The 16007-nt window shown below is 68.7% G+C and carries 18 protein-coding genes; 12 read left to right on the top strand and 6 right to left on the bottom strand.

Translation table 11 applies throughout. The features are described from left to right. Positions 1 to 25: 25 nt before the first annotated feature. The 6 genes from ACRDSQ_RS06015 to ACRDSQ_RS05990 form a co-directional block, all read right to left on the bottom strand. Positions 26 to 1489, bottom strand: a complete 1464-nt coding sequence (locus ACRDSQ_RS06015) for a multicopper oxidase family protein (RefSeq protein WP_431419512.1) — start codon at positions 1487 to 1489, stop codon at positions 26 to 28. Positions 1490 to 1653: 164 nt separating this feature from the next. Continuing rightward, positions 1654 to 2040 carry a hypothetical protein gene (locus ACRDSQ_RS06010; RefSeq protein ID WP_431419510.1) on the bottom strand — a complete coding sequence of 129 codons (387 nt, stop codon included), beginning with the start codon at positions 2038 to 2040 and terminating at the stop codon, positions 1654 to 1656. A 1-nt stretch (position 2041) separates the two neighbouring features. Beyond that, a complete protein-coding gene (locus tag ACRDSQ_RS06005) occupies positions 2042 to 2290 on the bottom strand; it encodes a hypothetical protein (protein WP_431419508.1) in 249 nt (82 codons plus the stop codon). Between the two features lie 99 nt (positions 2291 to 2389). Continuing rightward, the gene (locus tag ACRDSQ_RS06000) at positions 2390 to 2794 is read right to left on the bottom strand and encodes an arsenate reductase ArsC (RefSeq protein WP_431419506.1); all 405 of its coding nucleotides are present in this window, start codon (positions 2792 to 2794) and stop codon (positions 2390 to 2392) included. Beyond that, positions 2791 to 3435, bottom strand: coding sequence for an arsenate reductase ArsC (locus tag ACRDSQ_RS05995; RefSeq protein ID WP_431419505.1), 645 nt, complete (start codon positions 3433 to 3435; stop codon positions 2791 to 2793). The genes ACRDSQ_RS06000 and ACRDSQ_RS05995 overlap by 4 nt, the downstream gene beginning before the upstream one ends. Continuing rightward, the gene (locus ACRDSQ_RS05990; RefSeq protein WP_431419503.1) at positions 3432 to 4103 is read right to left on the bottom strand and encodes an aquaporin; all 672 of its coding nucleotides are present in this window, start codon (positions 4101 to 4103) and stop codon (positions 3432 to 3434) included. The genes ACRDSQ_RS05995 and ACRDSQ_RS05990 overlap by 4 nt, the downstream gene beginning before the upstream one ends. 106 nt (positions 4104 to 4209) lie before the next feature. Between ACRDSQ_RS05990 and ACRDSQ_RS05985 the strand changes: the two genes are divergently transcribed. The 12 genes from ACRDSQ_RS05985 to ACRDSQ_RS05930 all read left to right on the top strand — a co-directional run bounded on the left by ACRDSQ_RS05985 (position 4210) and on the right by ACRDSQ_RS05930 (position 15587). Next, positions 4210 to 4581 (top strand): ArsR/SmtB family transcription factor, encoded by a 372-nt coding sequence (locus tag ACRDSQ_RS05985; protein ID WP_431419501.1) that lies wholly within the window; start codon positions 4210 to 4212, stop codon positions 4579 to 4581. A gap of 54 nt (positions 4582 to 4635) precedes the next feature. Continuing rightward, positions 4636 to 5247: a TetR/AcrR family transcriptional regulator gene (locus ACRDSQ_RS05980; protein ID WP_431419500.1), complete on the top strand. Its 612-nt coding sequence runs from the start codon at positions 4636 to 4638 to the stop codon at positions 5245 to 5247. After that, positions 5244 to 6911, top strand: a complete 1668-nt coding sequence (locus ACRDSQ_RS05975; RefSeq protein WP_431419499.1) for an FAD-binding dehydrogenase — start codon at positions 5244 to 5246, stop codon at positions 6909 to 6911. Before ACRDSQ_RS05980 ends, ACRDSQ_RS05975 begins: the two co-directional genes overlap by 4 nt. A 67-nt stretch (positions 6912 to 6978) precedes the next feature. Then, a complete protein-coding gene (gene recQ / locus ACRDSQ_RS05970) occupies positions 6979 to 8802 on the top strand; it encodes a DNA helicase RecQ (RefSeq protein WP_431419497.1) in 1824 nt (607 codons plus the stop codon). Further along, a complete protein-coding gene (locus ACRDSQ_RS05965; RefSeq protein ID WP_431419495.1) occupies positions 8799 to 9329 on the top strand; it encodes a DUF998 domain-containing protein in 531 nt (176 codons plus the stop codon). The genes recQ and ACRDSQ_RS05965 overlap by 4 nt, the downstream gene beginning before the upstream one ends. Before the next feature lie 40 nt (positions 9330 to 9369). Beyond that, positions 9370 to 10206 (top strand): helix-turn-helix domain-containing protein, encoded by an 837-nt coding sequence (locus ACRDSQ_RS05960; RefSeq protein WP_431419494.1) that lies wholly within the window; start codon positions 9370 to 9372, stop codon positions 10204 to 10206. Positions 10207 to 10212: 6 nt separating this feature from the next. Beyond that, positions 10213 to 10404 carry a DUF397 domain-containing protein gene (locus ACRDSQ_RS05955; protein ID WP_431419492.1) on the top strand — a complete coding sequence of 64 codons (192 nt, stop codon included), beginning with the start codon at positions 10213 to 10215 and terminating at the stop codon, positions 10402 to 10404. A 301-nt stretch (positions 10405 to 10705) separates the two neighbouring features. Then, a complete protein-coding gene (locus ACRDSQ_RS05950) occupies positions 10706 to 11305 on the top strand; it encodes a hypothetical protein (protein ID WP_431419490.1) in 600 nt (199 codons plus the stop codon). Between the two features lie 98 nt (positions 11306 to 11403). Then, positions 11404 to 13605, top strand: a complete 2202-nt coding sequence (locus ACRDSQ_RS05945) for a molybdopterin cofactor-binding domain-containing protein (protein ID WP_431419488.1) — start codon at positions 11404 to 11406, stop codon at positions 13603 to 13605. 10 nt (positions 13606 to 13615) lie between these two features. Then, on the top strand, positions 13616 to 14077 hold the full coding sequence (locus ACRDSQ_RS05940) for a (2Fe-2S)-binding protein (protein WP_431419486.1): 462 nt from the start codon (positions 13616 to 13618) through the stop codon (positions 14075 to 14077). Between the two features lie 37 nt (positions 14078 to 14114). Continuing rightward, a complete protein-coding gene (locus ACRDSQ_RS05935; protein ID WP_431419484.1) occupies positions 14115 to 14945 on the top strand; it encodes a metallophosphoesterase family protein in 831 nt (276 codons plus the stop codon). A gap of 237 nt (positions 14946 to 15182) precedes the next feature. Further along, a complete protein-coding gene (locus ACRDSQ_RS05930; RefSeq protein WP_431419482.1) occupies positions 15183 to 15587 on the top strand; it encodes a hypothetical protein in 405 nt (134 codons plus the stop codon). Positions 15588 to 16007: the final 420 nt, after the last annotated feature.

The raw sequence follows: 16007 nt of genomic DNA, 5'->3' as shown, positions 1-16007 counted from the left end.
ACTGTGGACCGGACCCGACGCCAGCTCAGGGCATGATCTCCATCTGCGCCATCATGCCCAGCGACGAGTGCTCCATGTAGTGGCAGTGGTACATGTACTTGCCGAGGAACTCGCTGTCGAAATGCGCCTGCACGCGGACGGTCTCACCGGGCGCGACGAACACCGTGTCCTTGCGGCCCGCGTCGTCAAGTGTGGGCGGTTTGCCGTCGCGGTCAAGGATCTTGAACTGCACCAGGTGCATGTGGAACGTGTGCGTGATGCCGAACTCGGTGTCGCCGTTGTAAAGGCTCCAATTCTCCGAAGCGCCCCGCTTGATCTGCATGTCGACCCGGTTGTGGTCGAAGGGCTTGCCGTCCATCAGCCCCAGCGGAACCTCGCTGCTCATGTCGAACGTCATCGACACGCGCCGGTCGACGGTCGCGGGCGGCATGACGGGAAGCGCGCGCAGCGTGTCGGGGACCCGGCTGTTGTCGAACGCCTCGCGGGTCACGTCGAAGCGCATCACCGGGCCGCGCGGGTCGTTCAGGACGAGCTTCGTGCCGAGCGGGTACCGGGCGAAGTCGATCACGATGTCCATCCGCTCGGCGGACCCGAGGGTGATCTCGGTACGCCGGATCGGCGCGGGCAGCAAACCGCCGTCAGAGCCGATCTGGATCATCTCCGCGCCGCCGAGGTCCAATTGGAACACTCGCTCCGTGGCCGCGTTGGCGAACCGGAAACGGTACTTGCGCCTGGCGACCGGGTAGTGCGGGACCGGTTTGCCGTTGACCAGCGTGACGTCACGCTCGCCGGGGTGGACACCCCACACGAAGGCGCCGGTCGCGTCGAACTGCGCGTCGCGCAACGTGATCGGCACGTCGTAGCGCCCGCAGGGCAGCCCGAGGTGGTTCTCGCCCGGGTCGTCGATCACGTAGAGCCCGTGCAGGCCCCGGTACACGTGTTCGGCCTCGGTGCCGTGGCTGTGGTCGTGGTACCAGAGAGTCGCGCCCTGCTGGGTGTTCGGGTACTCGTACACCCGCCCGGCGGCGCCAGCGATTAGCTCCGTCGGGTAGCCGTCGTTGGCCGCCGAGACGTGCCCGCCGTGCAGGTGGACGTTGACGTCCTGCGGGAGCTTGTTGCGCACGTTGAGCTTGACCCGTCGGCCCGCCCGCGCCCGGATGGTGGGGCCGGGGAAGTCGCCGCCGTAGGTCAGCACGGGCGTCTGGTAGCCGGGCAGAATCTCGATTGTCTTGGCCTGCACCGGAAGCTGGTAGATGTCGGTGTCCGCGGTCCGGCTGACCGGCGCCAGGACCCGCGACTCCGGCATCCGCGCGGCGAACGGCGTGAACGCGGGCGAGGTCATCCCGGTGCGCGCCGCCCGAGGTCCGGCGTTGCGTCCGGGGCCGTGGTGGCCCGCCCCGGGCGCGGCGTTGCCGATCCACATCGGCGAGACCAGCATCGTGGCTCCCGCGACGCCCCCGATGCCCAGCAGCTTTCGTCGGTCGAGCATCCGCTCCCCCTTGTCGACGCGGATTCCGTTGCCATGACAAGGGAGATCCGGCGAAGAACGACGTTCCTGACGACGGAGTTCCCGTCGGAGGAGATCGTTTCATTCGCCGACAATGGGCGTCTTCTTCAGTTGTGCTCGGGAATTCGTGAGTAATTCAGGAATTCTTATGAGGCATTCACGTCCGTCGCGGCGGTGCGCACCAGCGGGCAGACCGCGCAGGCACGTGCCCCTTCCTGCGCCCACCACCGACACGTGTCCCGGATGCCGCACTCAGGCAGCGCCGCCGCGTCCGGCGAGCCGTAATCCTCGTGCGCGGCGTCGACCGCCCGGCAGGAGCCGTCCCAGAACACGCACGCTGACTGCGCGCAGGGCGCGGCAAACCGGAACCGGGCCTCCAGCGGCCCCTCGGTCGACGCGGCGAGCGTGTCGCGCAGCTCCGGGGTGAGCTTCGGCCCGTGCGGGGTGAAGATCGCCCGCCCGTTCGGCCCGAAGACACCCAGCAGCGTGGCGCCGGGCGCGGCACTCGCGCTCGGGCAGGTGTGCCCGGTCATCTCAGCGGCCGTCGATCAAGCCCTGGACCTGCCCGCCGAGCTTCTCCGCGCGGTCGCCCGCCAGCAGGTACCTGCCGATCAGCTCCCACCGGCGCAGGTTGATGCCACCCACCTCGAAGTACGGCACGTCCCGGCCGATGGTGTCGGTCAGCGCGACCGTCCCCGCCGCCGCGACCGCCTGCGCGATGGCGGCGCGCTGCTCCTCGCTGAGATCGATCCCGTCGACGACGAACTTGAACTCGGTGGCCATGGCAATCGCCTTTCGCTCGACACTCCTGCCATGGCCGTCGAATTCCCCCGAAGATCGTGACGCCCCTGCCCCAAAGGGCAGCCAAAACCACCCCGTAGGTCAGGTGTCGAGGAGTTCGGCGAGCAGGCCGCGGACGCGCCGGTCGATGTCGTCGCGGATCGGGCGGACGGCGTCGATGCCCTGGCCCGCCGGGTCTTCGAGCTGCCAGTCCAGGTAGCGCTTGCCGGGGAACACCGGGCACGTGTCGCCGCAGCCCATGGTGATCACCACGTCGGACGCCTCAACGTCCTCAGTGGACAGCTTGGACGGCACCTCCGCGGTGATGTCGAGACCCCACTCGGCCACCGCTGCCGCCGCGGCCGGGTTGACCTTCTCCGCGGGCTCGGACCCGGCCGAACGCACCGCGACGCGGCCCATCGCGTAGTGCGTGAGCAGCGCGGCCGCCATCTGCGAGCGGCCCGCGTTGTGCACGCAGACGAACAGCACTTCGGGGATGGTGGTCATGAGTCAGTGCCTCCGGTGAGGTCGTCGAGGAGTTGTCGGACACGGTTGTCGAGGTCGTCGCGGATCCGGCGCACGACGGCGATGGGCTGACCCGCGGGGTCGGGCACATCCCACTCGAGGTAACTCTTCCCTGGGTACACCGAACAGGTGTCGCCGCAGCCCATGGACACGACGACGTCGGCGGTGTTCACGATCTCGTCGGTCAGCGGCTTCGGGAACGCCTCGGTGAGTTCGATGCCGATCTCGGCGAGCGACTCCACGCAGGTCGGGTTGAGCACCCCGGTCGGCGCCGACCCGGCGGAGCGGACCGACACCCGGCCCATCGCGTGCCTGCGCAGCAGCGCGGCGGCCATCTGCGAGCGGCCCGCGTTGTGCACGCAGAGGAACAGCACCTGCGGCACCGAGCCGGACCCGATGCTCTCGGCGTGCGCGGCGAGCCGGTCTTTGGCGAAGTGCGAGGTAAGCGCGACAAGGTGGTTGCGCACGGTCGCGTGGGACGCGAGCAGGTCGTAGGACTCGAACACGAACCGCGAGACGGTGTCGCGGTCGAAAGTCCCGGTGTACCGCTCGGTCAGTTCGTCGGTGATCCGGCCGAGTTCGTGCCGGACCTCCTCCGCGGACGGTTCGGGCAGCCCGCTCATCGGGACTCCTTGCCCAGCAACAGCACGGCCAAGCCGACCCCGACCGCGGCGCCGACCAGTTGGGCGGCGACGAACGCGGGCACCGACGCCGGGTCGATCCCGGCGAACGACCCGGTGAGCGCCCGGCCGACGGTGACGGCCGGGTTCGCGAAGGAGGTGGACGAGGTGAAGAAGTAGGCGCCGAGGATCCAGGCCGGGACCATGACCGGCGCGAGCGCGCCGCGCCCGGTCCGGACCAGCATCGCGATCACCAGCAGCAGGCCCGCCGTGGCGACCGCCTCACCGATCAGCTGACCGACACCGCCGCGTGTCTTGCCGGTCCACTGGACCAGCGGCTGCTCGAACATGGCGTGCGCCAGGATCGTGCCCAGACACCCGCCGACCAGCTGCGATCCGATGTAGGTCGAAGCCGCCGACCAGGTGATCCGGCCCGCGAACGCGTCGGCGAGAGTGACCGCCGGGTTGAAGTGGGCACCGGAGACCGACCCCATCAGCGAGATCAGCACACCCAGGACCGCGACCGTCGCGACGGCGTTGCAGAGCAGCTGCAGCAGCACCTGGTCGGGTGCGAGCACCTGGCCCATGATCCCGGAGCCGACCACCGTCGCGACGAGGACGCCGGTCCCGACGGCTTCGGCCGCGACCCGCCGCCCGAGTGAAATCGCCACTGACTCCCGTACCGCCGTCATGCCGCTCCCGAACCAGATTTACAAGTGTCGATGCAGTCCATCAGCAGGATCGACCGGTGTCAATCGACTGGGTAGTGTCGACGCTGTGACATCCGCCCCCAGAGTGCGCCGCCTCAAAGCGCCGAGCGACCCGGAGTGCGCCACCGACCCGTTGTGCTGCGCCCCGATCGGCGACGCGGTCCTCGGCCAGACCGACGCCGAGCGGCTGTCCAACGTCCTCAAGGCCCTGGCCGACCCGGGTCGGCTGCGCCTGCTCTCCCTGATCCGCGCGGCGCCCGCGGGCGAGGTCTGCGTGGGCGATCTGGTCGACGCGCTGGACCTGAGCCAGCCCACCGTGTCCCACCACCTGCGGATCCTCACCGACGCCGGGCTCCTCGACCGCGAGCGCCGCGGCAACTGGGTCTGGTACGCCGCCAACGACGCCCGCCTCACTGAGGTCCGCGACCTGCTCCAATAGAGACAACTTCGCATCGGATACAGAAATGTATCCAATACGAGGTACGCTGCCGGCGTGTCCGAGACCAAGCGCGTCACCAAACGCCGGGGTGAGACCCGTCAGCGGCTGCTCGACGCCGCCCTGGAGGTCTTCGCCGAGCAGGGCTTCGGCGCCTCCACCGTGGAGCAGGTGTGCGAGCGCGCCGGCTACACCCGCGGCGCGTTCTACTCCAACTTCGTCTCCCTCGACGAGCTGTTCCTGGCCATGTGGGAGCAGCGCTCGGAGCGAATGCTGTCCGACCTGCGCGACGAGTTGACCGACGCCCCCGAGGCGTCCTCGCTGGAGGCGGCGATCGAGCGCGTGCTGGCCGTGATCCCCGTGGACGACACGTGGTTCCGGGTCACCGCCGAGTTCACCGCGCACGCCCTGCGCAACCCCGCGCTGCGCCGGGTGGTGGCGGCCCGCGAGGAGGCGATCCTCGCGACGATCATGCCGATCCTCGAGTCCGCGCTGAGCGCCGCCGGACTGCGGATCACCGACCGCCGCGCGCTGGGCATGGCGCTGGTGGCGGTGCACGACGGGACCGCCGTGCAGTGCCTGATCGAACCCGACGACAAGGCCGTGTGGGCCGCGCGTCAGCAGTTGTTCGTCAACGTCGTACGCGCATACAGCGAAGGGGCAACATGACTGACGCGGATGTCTCGGATGTCATCGTCGTCGGAGCGGGTCTCGCAGGCCTGGTCGCGACCTACGAGCTGGTCCAGGCCGGTCGACGGGTGGTCGTGGTCGACCAGGAGAGCGCCGCGAACCTAGGCGGCCAGGCGTTCTGGTCGCTGGGCGGACTGTTCCTGGTTGACAGCCCGGAGCAGCGCAGGCTGCGGATCAAGGACTCCTACGAGCTGGCTCTGCAGGACTGGCTCGGCAGCGCGGGCTTCGACCGCGAGCGCGAGGACCACTGGCCGCGCCAGTGGGCTGAGGCGTACGTCGGTTTCGCCGCCGGCGAGAAGCGCTCCTACCTGCGCGATCTCGGCCTGCGCGTGATGGCGACGGTCGGCTGGGCAGAGCGCGGCTCCGGCATGGCGTGGGGCCACGGGAACTCGGTCCCCCGCTTCCACCTGACCTGGGGCACCGGGCCGGAGGTCGTGCGGGTGTTCGCCGAGCCGGTGCTCGCGGCGGTCGAGCGCGGCCTGGTCACCTTCAAACACCGCCACCAGGTCGATGACCTGATCGTCGAGGGCGGCGCGGCCGTCGGCGTGCGCGGCACGGTCCTGGAGCCCTGCGAGCTCACGCGCGGCCTGAAGTCTTCGCGCACGCGCGCGGGTGACTTCGAGCTGCGCGCGCAGGCCGTCGTGGTGACGTCGGGTGGCATCGGCGGCAATCCCGAGCTGGTGCGCAAGAACTGGCCGGTCGAGCGGTTCGGCCGGGTGCCGGAGAAGATGATCACCGGTGTCCCCGCGCACGTCGACGGCCGGATGCTGGAGATCACCGAGGCGGCGGGCGGCAACATCGTCAACCGCGACCGGATGTGGCACTACACCGAGGGAATCCAGAACTGGGACCCGATCTGGCCCGCGCACGGCATCCGGATCCTGCCCGGCCCGTCGTCGCTGTGGCTCGACGCGACCGGCAAGCGGCTGCCGGTGCCGCTGTTCCCCGGCTTCGACAGCCTCGGCACCCTCAAGCACATCGTCGGCACCGGGTACGACCACACCTGGTTCATCCTGACCCAGTCGATCATCGAGAAAGAGTTCGCGCTGTCGGGCTCCGAGCAGAACCCGGACTTCACCGGCAAGGATGTGCGGCTGCTGCTGAGCCGGATCAAGAAGGGCGCGCCCGCGCCGGTCGACGCGTTCAAGAACAAGGGTGCGGACTTCGTCGTCCGTGACAACTTGCGCGACCTCGTCGACGGGATGAACGCGCTCGGCACGAGCCCGGCGCTGGCGTTCGACCAGGTGGAGCGTGAAGTGGTCGCGCGCGACCGCGAGTTGGACAACACGTTCTCCAAGGACATGCAGATCATGGCGATCCGCAACGGCCGCACGTACCTGTCGGACAAGGTCATGCGGATCGCGAAGCCGCACAAGCTGCAGGACCCAGCGCACGGCCCGATGATCGCGGTCCGGCTGAACCTGTTGACCCGCAAGACGTTGGGTGGCCTGGAGACCAATTTGGACTCGCAGGTCATCCGGCCGGACGAGACGGTGTTCGACGGCCTCTACGCGGCGGGCGAGGTCGCGGGCTTCGGCGGCGGGGGTGTCCACGGGTACAACGCGCTTGAAGGGACGTTCCTCGGCGGCTGCATCTTCTCCGGCCGCGCGGCGGGCCGGGCGCTGGCCCGCGACCTGGGCTGAGCCGAGTTGTCCACAGGTCGCGGCGCGGGTCCGCCGAAGGCGGGCGAAACCTCGTAGGATCGCTGGCGTGACTTCCGCCGACACCCTGACGCCCGAGCTCGACGTCCTGCGCCGGATCTTCGGCTACGACGCCTTCCGCGGCGACCAGGAAGCGATCATCAGTCACGTCGTCGGCGGTGGCGACGCGCTGGTGTTGATGCCGACCGGCGGCGGCAAGTCGCTGTGTTACCAGATTCCCGCGCTGGTCCGCGAGGGTGTGGGCGTGGTGATCTCGCCGCTCATCGCGCTCATGCAAGATCAGGTCGACGCGCTGCGAAACCTTGGTGTGCGCGCGGGATTCCTCAACTCGACGCAGGACTCGCAGGAGCGGCGCGAGACCGAGGACGCGTTCGTCAACGGCGAACTCGACTTGCTCTACCTCGCGCCCGAGCGGCTGCGGCTGGAATCGACGACTCGGCTGCTCGACCGGGGCAAGGTCTCGCTGTTCGCGATCGACGAGGCGCACTGTGTGTCGCAGTGGGGCCACGACTTCCGCCCGGACTACCTGGCGCTCTCGGACTTGCACGAACGCTGGCCGGACATCCCGCGTATCGCCCTGACCGCCACAGCGACGAAGGCGACCCACGCGGAGATCGCGCAACGGCTGAACCTGGGCGAGGCCAAGCACTTCGTGGCCAGCTTCGACCGGCCGAACATCCAATACCGGATCGTCCCGAAGAACAGCGCGCAGAAGCAGCTGCTCGACCTGCTGCGCACCGAGCACGCGGGCGACGCGGGCATCGTCTACTGCCTGTCCCGCGCGTCGGTGGAGAAGACGGCGGAATTCCTTGTGCAGAACGGAATTCCGGCGGTTCCGTATCACGCCGGCCTCGACTCGCGGGTGCGTGCGCGCAACCAGAGCCGCTTCCTGCGCGAGGACGGTCTGATCGTGGTGGCCACGATCGCGTTCGGCATGGGCATCGACAAGCCGGACGTCCGGTTTGTCGCGCACCTGGACCTGCCGAAGTCGGTCGAGGGCTACTACCAGGAGACCGGCCGCGCGGGCCGCGACGGCCTGCCGTCGACCGCGTGGCTGGCGTACGGCCTGGCCGATGTCGTGCAGCAGCGCAAGATGATCGAGACTTCGGAGGGCGACTTCGCCCACCGACGCAGGCTCAGCGCCCACCTCGACGCCATGCTCGCGCTGTGCGAGACCGTCGAGTGCAGGCGCGTGCAGCTCCTCAACTACTTCAGCCAGGAGGGCAAGGCCTGCGGCAACTGCGACACGTGCCTGACTCCCCCGGAGTCCTGGGACGGCACGGTCCCCGCGCAGAAACTGCTGTCGACGGTGTTCCGGCTCGACCGCGAGCGCAACCAGAAGTTCGGCGCGGGCCAGGTGATCGACATCCTGCTGGGCAAGCAGACCGAGAAGATCACCCAGTTCCGCCACGACCAGCTCACCGTCTTCGGCATCGGCACCGAACTCAACGACAGCGAATGGCGTGGCGTAGTCCGCCAACTCCTCGCCCAGGGCTTGCTGGCCGTCGAAGGCGACTACGGAACCCTGGCCCTGACCGAGACCAGCGCCGAAGTCCTCGGCCGCACCCGCCAGGTCATGCTCCGCCGCGAGCCCGAACGCACCCGCCAGCCTCGCACCCGCAAGCCCGCGGCCGCCGCCGTGGACATGCCCGCCGAGGCCACCCCCATCTTCGAACGCCTCCGCGCCTGGCGAGGAGCCACCGCGAAGGAACAGGGCGTCCCGGCGTACGTGATCTTCCACGACGCCACCCTGCGCCAGATCGCCACCCAAACCCCGTCCACCCTGGAGGAACTGGGCACCATCAGCGGTGTCGGCGAGAACAAACTGGCCAAGTACGGCCAAGGCATCCTCGACACCCTGGCCGAAGCGTGACGGCGCCGTGGGCCCGCGTGTCGTCGGCGCTGGCCCCGGTGGCGCTCATCGGCGGCTGGACCATCGCCGCGGCGAGGACGGCGGACTTCAACTCGGTCCGCGACACGATCAGCGCCTTGGCGGCGATCAACGCCGACGAACGCTGGATCATGACGACGGGTCTGGCCATCACCGGCATCTGCCACATCGTGACGGCGACCGGCCTGAGGTCGACTCCGGTCAGCGCCCGCGTGGTGCTGGCGGTGGGCGGGGTGGCCACAGCGGCGGTGGCGGTGTTTCCGCAGCCGTCGGAGACTCACGCACCGGTGGCGGCCGCGGCCTTCGGGCTGATGTCGGTCTGGCCTTTGCTTGCGGGTACCCGGAGATCGCGGATAGCGGGCTTGATCTTGCTGACCCTGCTCGCCGCTTTCGGGTTATCGCTGCGCGCGGAGCGATGGGTAGGTTTATCGGAGCGGGTGCTGGCGGCGGCCCAGTCGTTGTGGCCGGCGGTGGTGGCGTTTCATACCCCGAGAACGCTCAGCCGTTAGTGGCATTCGCGGGCAGGGAAACTTCTGATCTCATGAGGACATGAGCGAACGACTACCGGCCCGATTGCGTGCCCTCGCAACAGAACTGACGAAGCTTCGCGAAGCGGCCGGCCTCACCACCCGCCAAGCCGCCGCCAAGCTCGGCATGTCCATCGCGACCTTGAACCGCTTGGAGAACGCCAAGCGGACGGCGACAGTGGCCGACGTGTCGGCCTTGCTCGCGATCTACGGGGTGATCGGCGCCGAACGCAAGCGGATCATGGCGATGGTTGAGGAGGTCAACCCCATCGGCTGGCACGGCGTGCAACTCACCCGGGGATGGCCCGCCCTGGCGAACTTCGAAGCGGAAGCAACGGGCATCGTGAACTTCGCACCGTCGATCATTCCAGGGCTACTGCAGACCCCCGACTACGCGCGGGCGGTCATCGGCCTCGGCGGAATCGCCGAGGCCGATTTGCCTGGGAGGGTCGCCGAGCGGATGAATCGCCAGCAGGTGCTGACCAAACTGGTCGGCCCCACCTACCTCGCCGTCCTCGACGAGGCGGCCCTTCGCCGGGCCTATGGCGGCTCCGCCGCCATGGTCGAGCAGATCCACTGGCTGATCGACATGGCCAAGCAGCCCAACCTCACGATCCAAGTCATCCCGTTCCGCCATGGCGGATACCGCAACCCAGGTGGGCACTTCTCGCTTCTCGATTTCGCCAAAGCACCGTCGATCGTCTACGTGGAGCATGAAGCCGCGTCTGGCTTCCTGGACCACCCAGAAGACACAAGCCTGTTCCGGCAAGTTGCGACTACCCTGACGAGGGTCGCGCTCGGGTCCGCCGATTCGGTGAACTTCATGGCGAGAATGGCGGCCGATTTCGAACGGAGCTGAAACAGCATGAACGTCGAGTGGCGCAAGTCGAGCTTCAGCAATCACCAGCAGGACTGCGTCGAGGTCGCCTACTCGGCGGTGGCTCAGGTGCGCGATTCCAAGAACCCCGAGGCGGGCACGCTCACCCTCCCCGCCTCCTCCTGGTCCCCGAAGCGGCTGGCCACCATCACGACCGATACGGCGGAATCGGCACCTTGACCGTCCGCCCAGGCCACTCCTCGTCGGCCGCCTGGTCGATCAGCACGTGCCATCCCTTGTGATACCGGCACTTCTCGAAGACTCCGCCACATTCCCGAACCCGTGAGCCATCCGCTCAGCCGCCATCTTCACCAGCAGCGGCGTGTTCCCACACCCCGCGCAGACCGGCGCTGTCTGATAGGTCGGGCTCGCCATCAACTCGCCGCGTCTTCTCATCCACCCGATTGTCCCGATGCCAAGATCACCCGGCCAGGACGATCACTCGAGCCCACCGACCTAAGATCATCGGTGGAGGGATGCCATGCCCAGGGACTTCTGGCCCGCGTGGATCTCGTTCGCCGCCGCGCTCATCCAGACCACCGCCGCGATCATCCAAGTCAAGCAGGGCAGTCGAGGGGCGACCGCGATCGGACCCGGCGTCAGCCTCGGGGTGCGATTCGGTCTCGCCGCCCTCGTGTTCGAACTCGGCGGGTGGCTGGTCGTCCGCAACGTCGACAACGGTCCCCCATGGCTGGGTCTCGCCGCATTCGCCCCGGCCGTCGCGCTCGGAGTCGCCGCCTTCTTTAAGTGCCTGCGTGACCTCCTCGCCACGCGCCCGGCACCTGAACGGCCTCGACCTCTCAACGTGCCGCTGAACCCGAATCACCTGCCGATGGCGCAGCGGGTGATGGACGACCGGCAACGGGAGTACGATCGCGAGCTCCGCGAGTCCCGGCTGACCAGCGCCCAGGCCGTCTCGCTCATGCTCGGCGCCGCCGCGGGCCTCGCGGTCGCCTACACCTCAGCTCTTCCTCGCCGGGGTCCTGCCGTGGCTGGTTCGGTGATCTTGCCGCCGCAGATGGGTGCCTTTCGTCCCGCCAACCCGACCGTTCGTCACTTAGGCAACACTCCGGGTCCATGATTAGTTGAGTATGCACAGACTTTCTGCCTAAGGTGCCTTGAGTCACACCCCCGTTCGGCCTAGGCCAGACCCCCAACTGGCCCAGACGGAAGGTTCCGATGGGCACACCAACCAGGCGCCAGGTTCTGGCGTTCCTCGTCGCCGCACCCACCCTGACCATCGCGGTGAACCTCACCGGCGATGAGTTCGGGCCGAAGGCCGAGGCGGCCATCCCGACGCCGCCCGCGCCCGCCGACCTGATCGACCTGGGCGAGCTCCTCATCCTCGCCGCGGCCCCCACGTCCAACATGCTGATCTTGACCGTCGAGTCCGACGGCATGGTGACGCTGCGGCTGCCGCGCGCGGAAGTCGGGCAGGGCATCACCACGGCCACGGCGATGCTGGTCGCCGAGGAGATGGACGTCCCACTCTCGCAGGTCCGCGTCCGCCTCGACGACGCCCGCCCCGAGCTGCTGTTCAACCAGCTCACCGGCGGTTCCAACACCATCCGCTCGGTCTACGAGCCGGTCCGACGGGCCGCCGCGGCCGCCCGCACCCGGCTGGTCGCCGCCGCGGCCGCCCGGTGGGACACGGAGGCGTCGAGCCTGCGGACCAAGGCGGGCGAGGTGGTCTCGCTCGACGGGATGCACGTCAGCTTCGGTGAGCTGGCCGTGGAAGCGGCCAACACCGCGCTGTCGGTCGGGTCGCCGGCGCTCAAGCCCGAGTCCGAGTTCACGCTCATCGGCAAGGCGACCTCACGCATCGACGCCCGCGCGATGGTCACCGGCAAGCAGCAGTACACGCTCGACCTGGACATCCCCGGCGCGCTGCCGACCATGGTGCGCAGGCCGCCGTCGATCAACGGCACGGTCAAGTCCGTGGACAACGCCGCCGCGGTGCGCGCGATGCCCGGCGTGGTCGACCTCGCGGTGATCCAGACCGGTGTGGCCGTCGCCGCCGAGACCTTCGGGCAGGCGCTGGACGCGACGCGCGCGCTCAAGGTCACCTGGAACGCGGGAACCGTCGACGGCGAGTCCGACGCGACGATCAAGAAGAAGCTGCGGGCCGCCGCGCTCCCGTTCGTGGTGCCGCCGCTGCTGACCCAGTACGTCGACGCGGAGTTCGACTTCGCCTTCGCCGGCCACGCGCCGCTGGAGACGAACTCCGCGGTCGCCGACGTGCGGGCCGACCGCGCGGAGATCTGGGCCGGTCTGAAGTCCCCGATCGTCGCCCAGCAGACCATCGCCCAGGAGCTCGGGCTGTCGCAGGACGCCGTCAAGGTCCACGTGATCCAAGGTGGCGGCTCGTTCGGGCGCAGGCTGTTCTTCGACTCCGCGTTGGAGGCCGCACGCATCTCCAGGGCGATGAAGCGGCCGGTCAAACTCATGTGGAGCCGCGTCGACGACATGCGCCACGGCCGGGCCCGCGCCGCCAGCCACCACAAGATCCGCGCGACCTACGCGCTGGGCAACGTGCTCACCTTCGAGCACCGGGTCGCCAGCGTCGAGACCGACTTCCGGCACGGCCTCGGCGAGATCCTCACCGCCACCGCCGCCCACCTGCCCGTCGGCGGCAACCTGAGCTTCGCGCAGACGGTGTTCCTCACGACCATCAAGTCGCCCTACAACTTCGGTGTCACCACGCAGCTCCTCAACGAGGTGCCGCTGAAGATGCACACGGGCAGCTGGCGTTCGGTCTACTCCGCCAACACCCGCGGCGCCGAGGAGATCATGGTCGACGAGCTGGCGCGCAAACTCGGGAAGGACCCGGTCGCGTTCCGCCGGGAGTTCCTCAAGACCGACAAGCAGCGCGTCGTGCTGAACAAGGTCGCCACGGAAGGCAAGTGGGGCCAGAGCCTGCCCGCCGGGTTCGCCCAAGGCGTCGGCTTCCACGAGGAGTACAAGTCGTGCACCGCGTGCCTGGTCACGATCGACGCCCGGGACAAGAAGAACCCGCGGGTGGTGAAGGCCGTGATCGCCGCCGACTACGGCAGGCCGATCAACCCGCGCGGCCTTGAGTCGCAACTCCTCGGTGGCCTCACCGACGCGATCTCCACGACGCTGCGCGCCGGTCTGCACCTGGACCGGGGTCTGCCGCTGGAGGGCAGCTACTCGCAGTTCCACTACGCCCGGCAGAAGGACTCCCCCACCGACGTCAAGATCTTCATCATGCCGCCCGACGGCGAGCCTGGCGGCGCCGGTGAACTCGGTGTCCCCGCGGCGGTCGGCGCCATCGCCAACGCCTACGCGCGGGCCACGGGTATCGCGCCGCGCAGCTTCCCGATCAACTTCCCGGTCGACTTCGAACCGTTCCCGCGTTAAGGAGAACCCGTTGCCGAACTACACCTTCTCCGTGAACGGCAAGACCGTCACCGTCGACGCGCCCGCCGACCTGCCGCTGCTGTGGGCGCTGCGCGACAAGCTGGGCGTCAAGGGGCCGAAGTACGGCTGCGGCATCGACGTCTGCAAGGCGTGCACCAGCCACATCAACGGCAAGGCCGTGAACCCCTGTGTCGTGCCGGTCGCGGACGCGCAGGGAAAGGAAGTCACGACAATCGAGGGCCTCGCTGACGGCGATGTCCTGCACCCGGTGCAGCAGGCATGGCTGGAACAGGATGTCGCGCAGTGCGGCTACTGCCAGCCCGGGCAGATCATGGCGGCGGTGGCGCTGCTCAAGCGGACCAAGAAGCCCACCGACGCCGACATCGACGCGATCGAGAACGTCTGCCGCTGCGGGACGTACTTCCGGGTGCGCAAGGCGATCAAGCGGGCGGCGGAGCTGATGGGCGGGTGAGATCACCGGTGTCGGGCGCCCGTGCGAGTATCGAGGCGTGGGCTCACTCCTGGCTATCAGCGATCTGCACATCACCTACGCGGAGAACCGCGCGATCATCGAAGGGTTGCGGCCCGAGTCCAGTGACGACTGGCTGCTTGTCGCGGGTGACGTAGCCGACCAGGTGCCCGACATCGAGTGGGCGCTCGGCCTGCTCGCGGAGCGGTTCGCCAAGGTGATCTGGGCGCCGGGCAACCATGAGCTGTGGACCGTCGCCGCCGACCCGGTCCAGGCCCGCGGCGTCGAACGCTACGAGGCACTCGTCACGATGTGCCGCAGGCTCGGCGTGGTGACGCCGGAAGACCCGTACGAGCGGTGGGAAGGCGAGGGCGGTCCGGTCCTCGTCGCCCCGCTGTTCATCGGCTACGACTACAGCTTCCACGCGCCGGGGTGTTCCTCCAAGGATGAGTCGCTGGCCTACGCCCACGAGACCGGCGTCGTCTGCGCCGACGAGGTCCACCTGCACCCCGACCCCTACCCGACCCGTGACGAGTGGTGCCGCGCGCGGGTGGCGCTGACCGAGCCCCGCCTCGCCGCGTGCGACCTCCCCTTGGTGCTGGTGAACCACTACCCGCTCGTGCGCGAACCCACGAAGATCCTCCATTACCCCGAGTTTGCCCAGTGGTGCGGAACGGAACTGACCGCCGACTGGCACACCCGCTTCACCACCGCCGCGATGGTCTACGGGCACCTGCACATCCCACGGATCACCCACCACGACGGCGTCCTGTTCCAGGAAGTGTCACTGGGCTACCCGAGAGAGTGGCGCCGACACGGTCACCCGCACGGGATCCTTCGGCGGATCCTGCCTGCGTCCATTCGCGTGTAGACAGCGCTGACCAGCGGATTTACCACTCATCAGGCGAAGGTTATGCCTTACTGAGATGGGTGACCGGGGCCACCATCACTCATCCTGATGAACAGAAGTCGACGTTCGGACCAACCACGCCACAGGAGGCGCACCCGTCCAGTCGACGCCGAAAGGTGGCTCGCCATGACGGCGGCTGAACTATCCGACTTGCACGCACTGGACGGTGGCGCACAACCGCTCGCGCTCACTTTCGAAGTGCCTGACTACCGGACCACCCTGGGCTGGCCGGTCGACGGCGACGCACTCGGCGCGTACCTCGACCTCGGCGAACACGTGGGCGGCCTGCGAATGCGCGCGGGTCTGGGGGCGGAAGTGCAGTGGTGGCTGCGGCTGCGGATGCTCGCGGGCCCCGTGCTCGCGACCCCCGGCAAGCGCACCGAGTGGACCTTCCTCACCCAGCCGATGACCGACGAACAGCGCCGCAGGCCACTGCCCCCCGGCGTAGAGCCGGTGAACGCGCGAGTCCTGCTGCCCACCGGCCTCACGGACCGCTCAGTCGCCTTCTGGGCGACCGCTCCGGACCCGGTGCACCCGGCCCTTCCGCTGTTCAGCTCCGTCGTCGGCGCTGTTCGCAGCGTGCTTTACGGGCACCGGTTCTAACCACACCAGACCATCCCAGGCTGGTGCACTGTCCCGCCACGGCCAGCCTGGGATCTCCAACCGCGAGTCGCGGCATCTTCGAGCACGATTTCGTGATGCGATCACACGCCCGTGCGCTCGGCGGGTTCAGAGGGACGTGGCAGGCAGCGGCGCATCGTCAGACCGGGAGTCGCGGTGCGCGTACCCGGAATCTGTTTCACCGCAAGCCATTCCGCGTTGTTGACACCATCGTGTGACACGAGTCGTCGAGGCCGGAAACCGGGCCCGGATTGTCGGTGGTCGCCGGGAGACTCGGTGGCATGGCGGAGCTGGAGATCCATCACAACGACCCGGACAGGTTCTGGGCCTCGCGTGGACCCGCGCTGACCGCTGAGCTCGTGACCGCCGTGGGTGAGGCCCGTGCGGCGATGGCGAGGGTGC

Source organism: Actinokineospora sp., assembly GCF_050699995.1.
In the GTDB taxonomy this organism is placed as follows: Bacteria; Actinomycetota; Actinomycetes; order Mycobacteriales; family Pseudonocardiaceae; genus Actinokineospora.
This window is presented reverse-complemented; position numbering and strand designations above follow the sequence as displayed.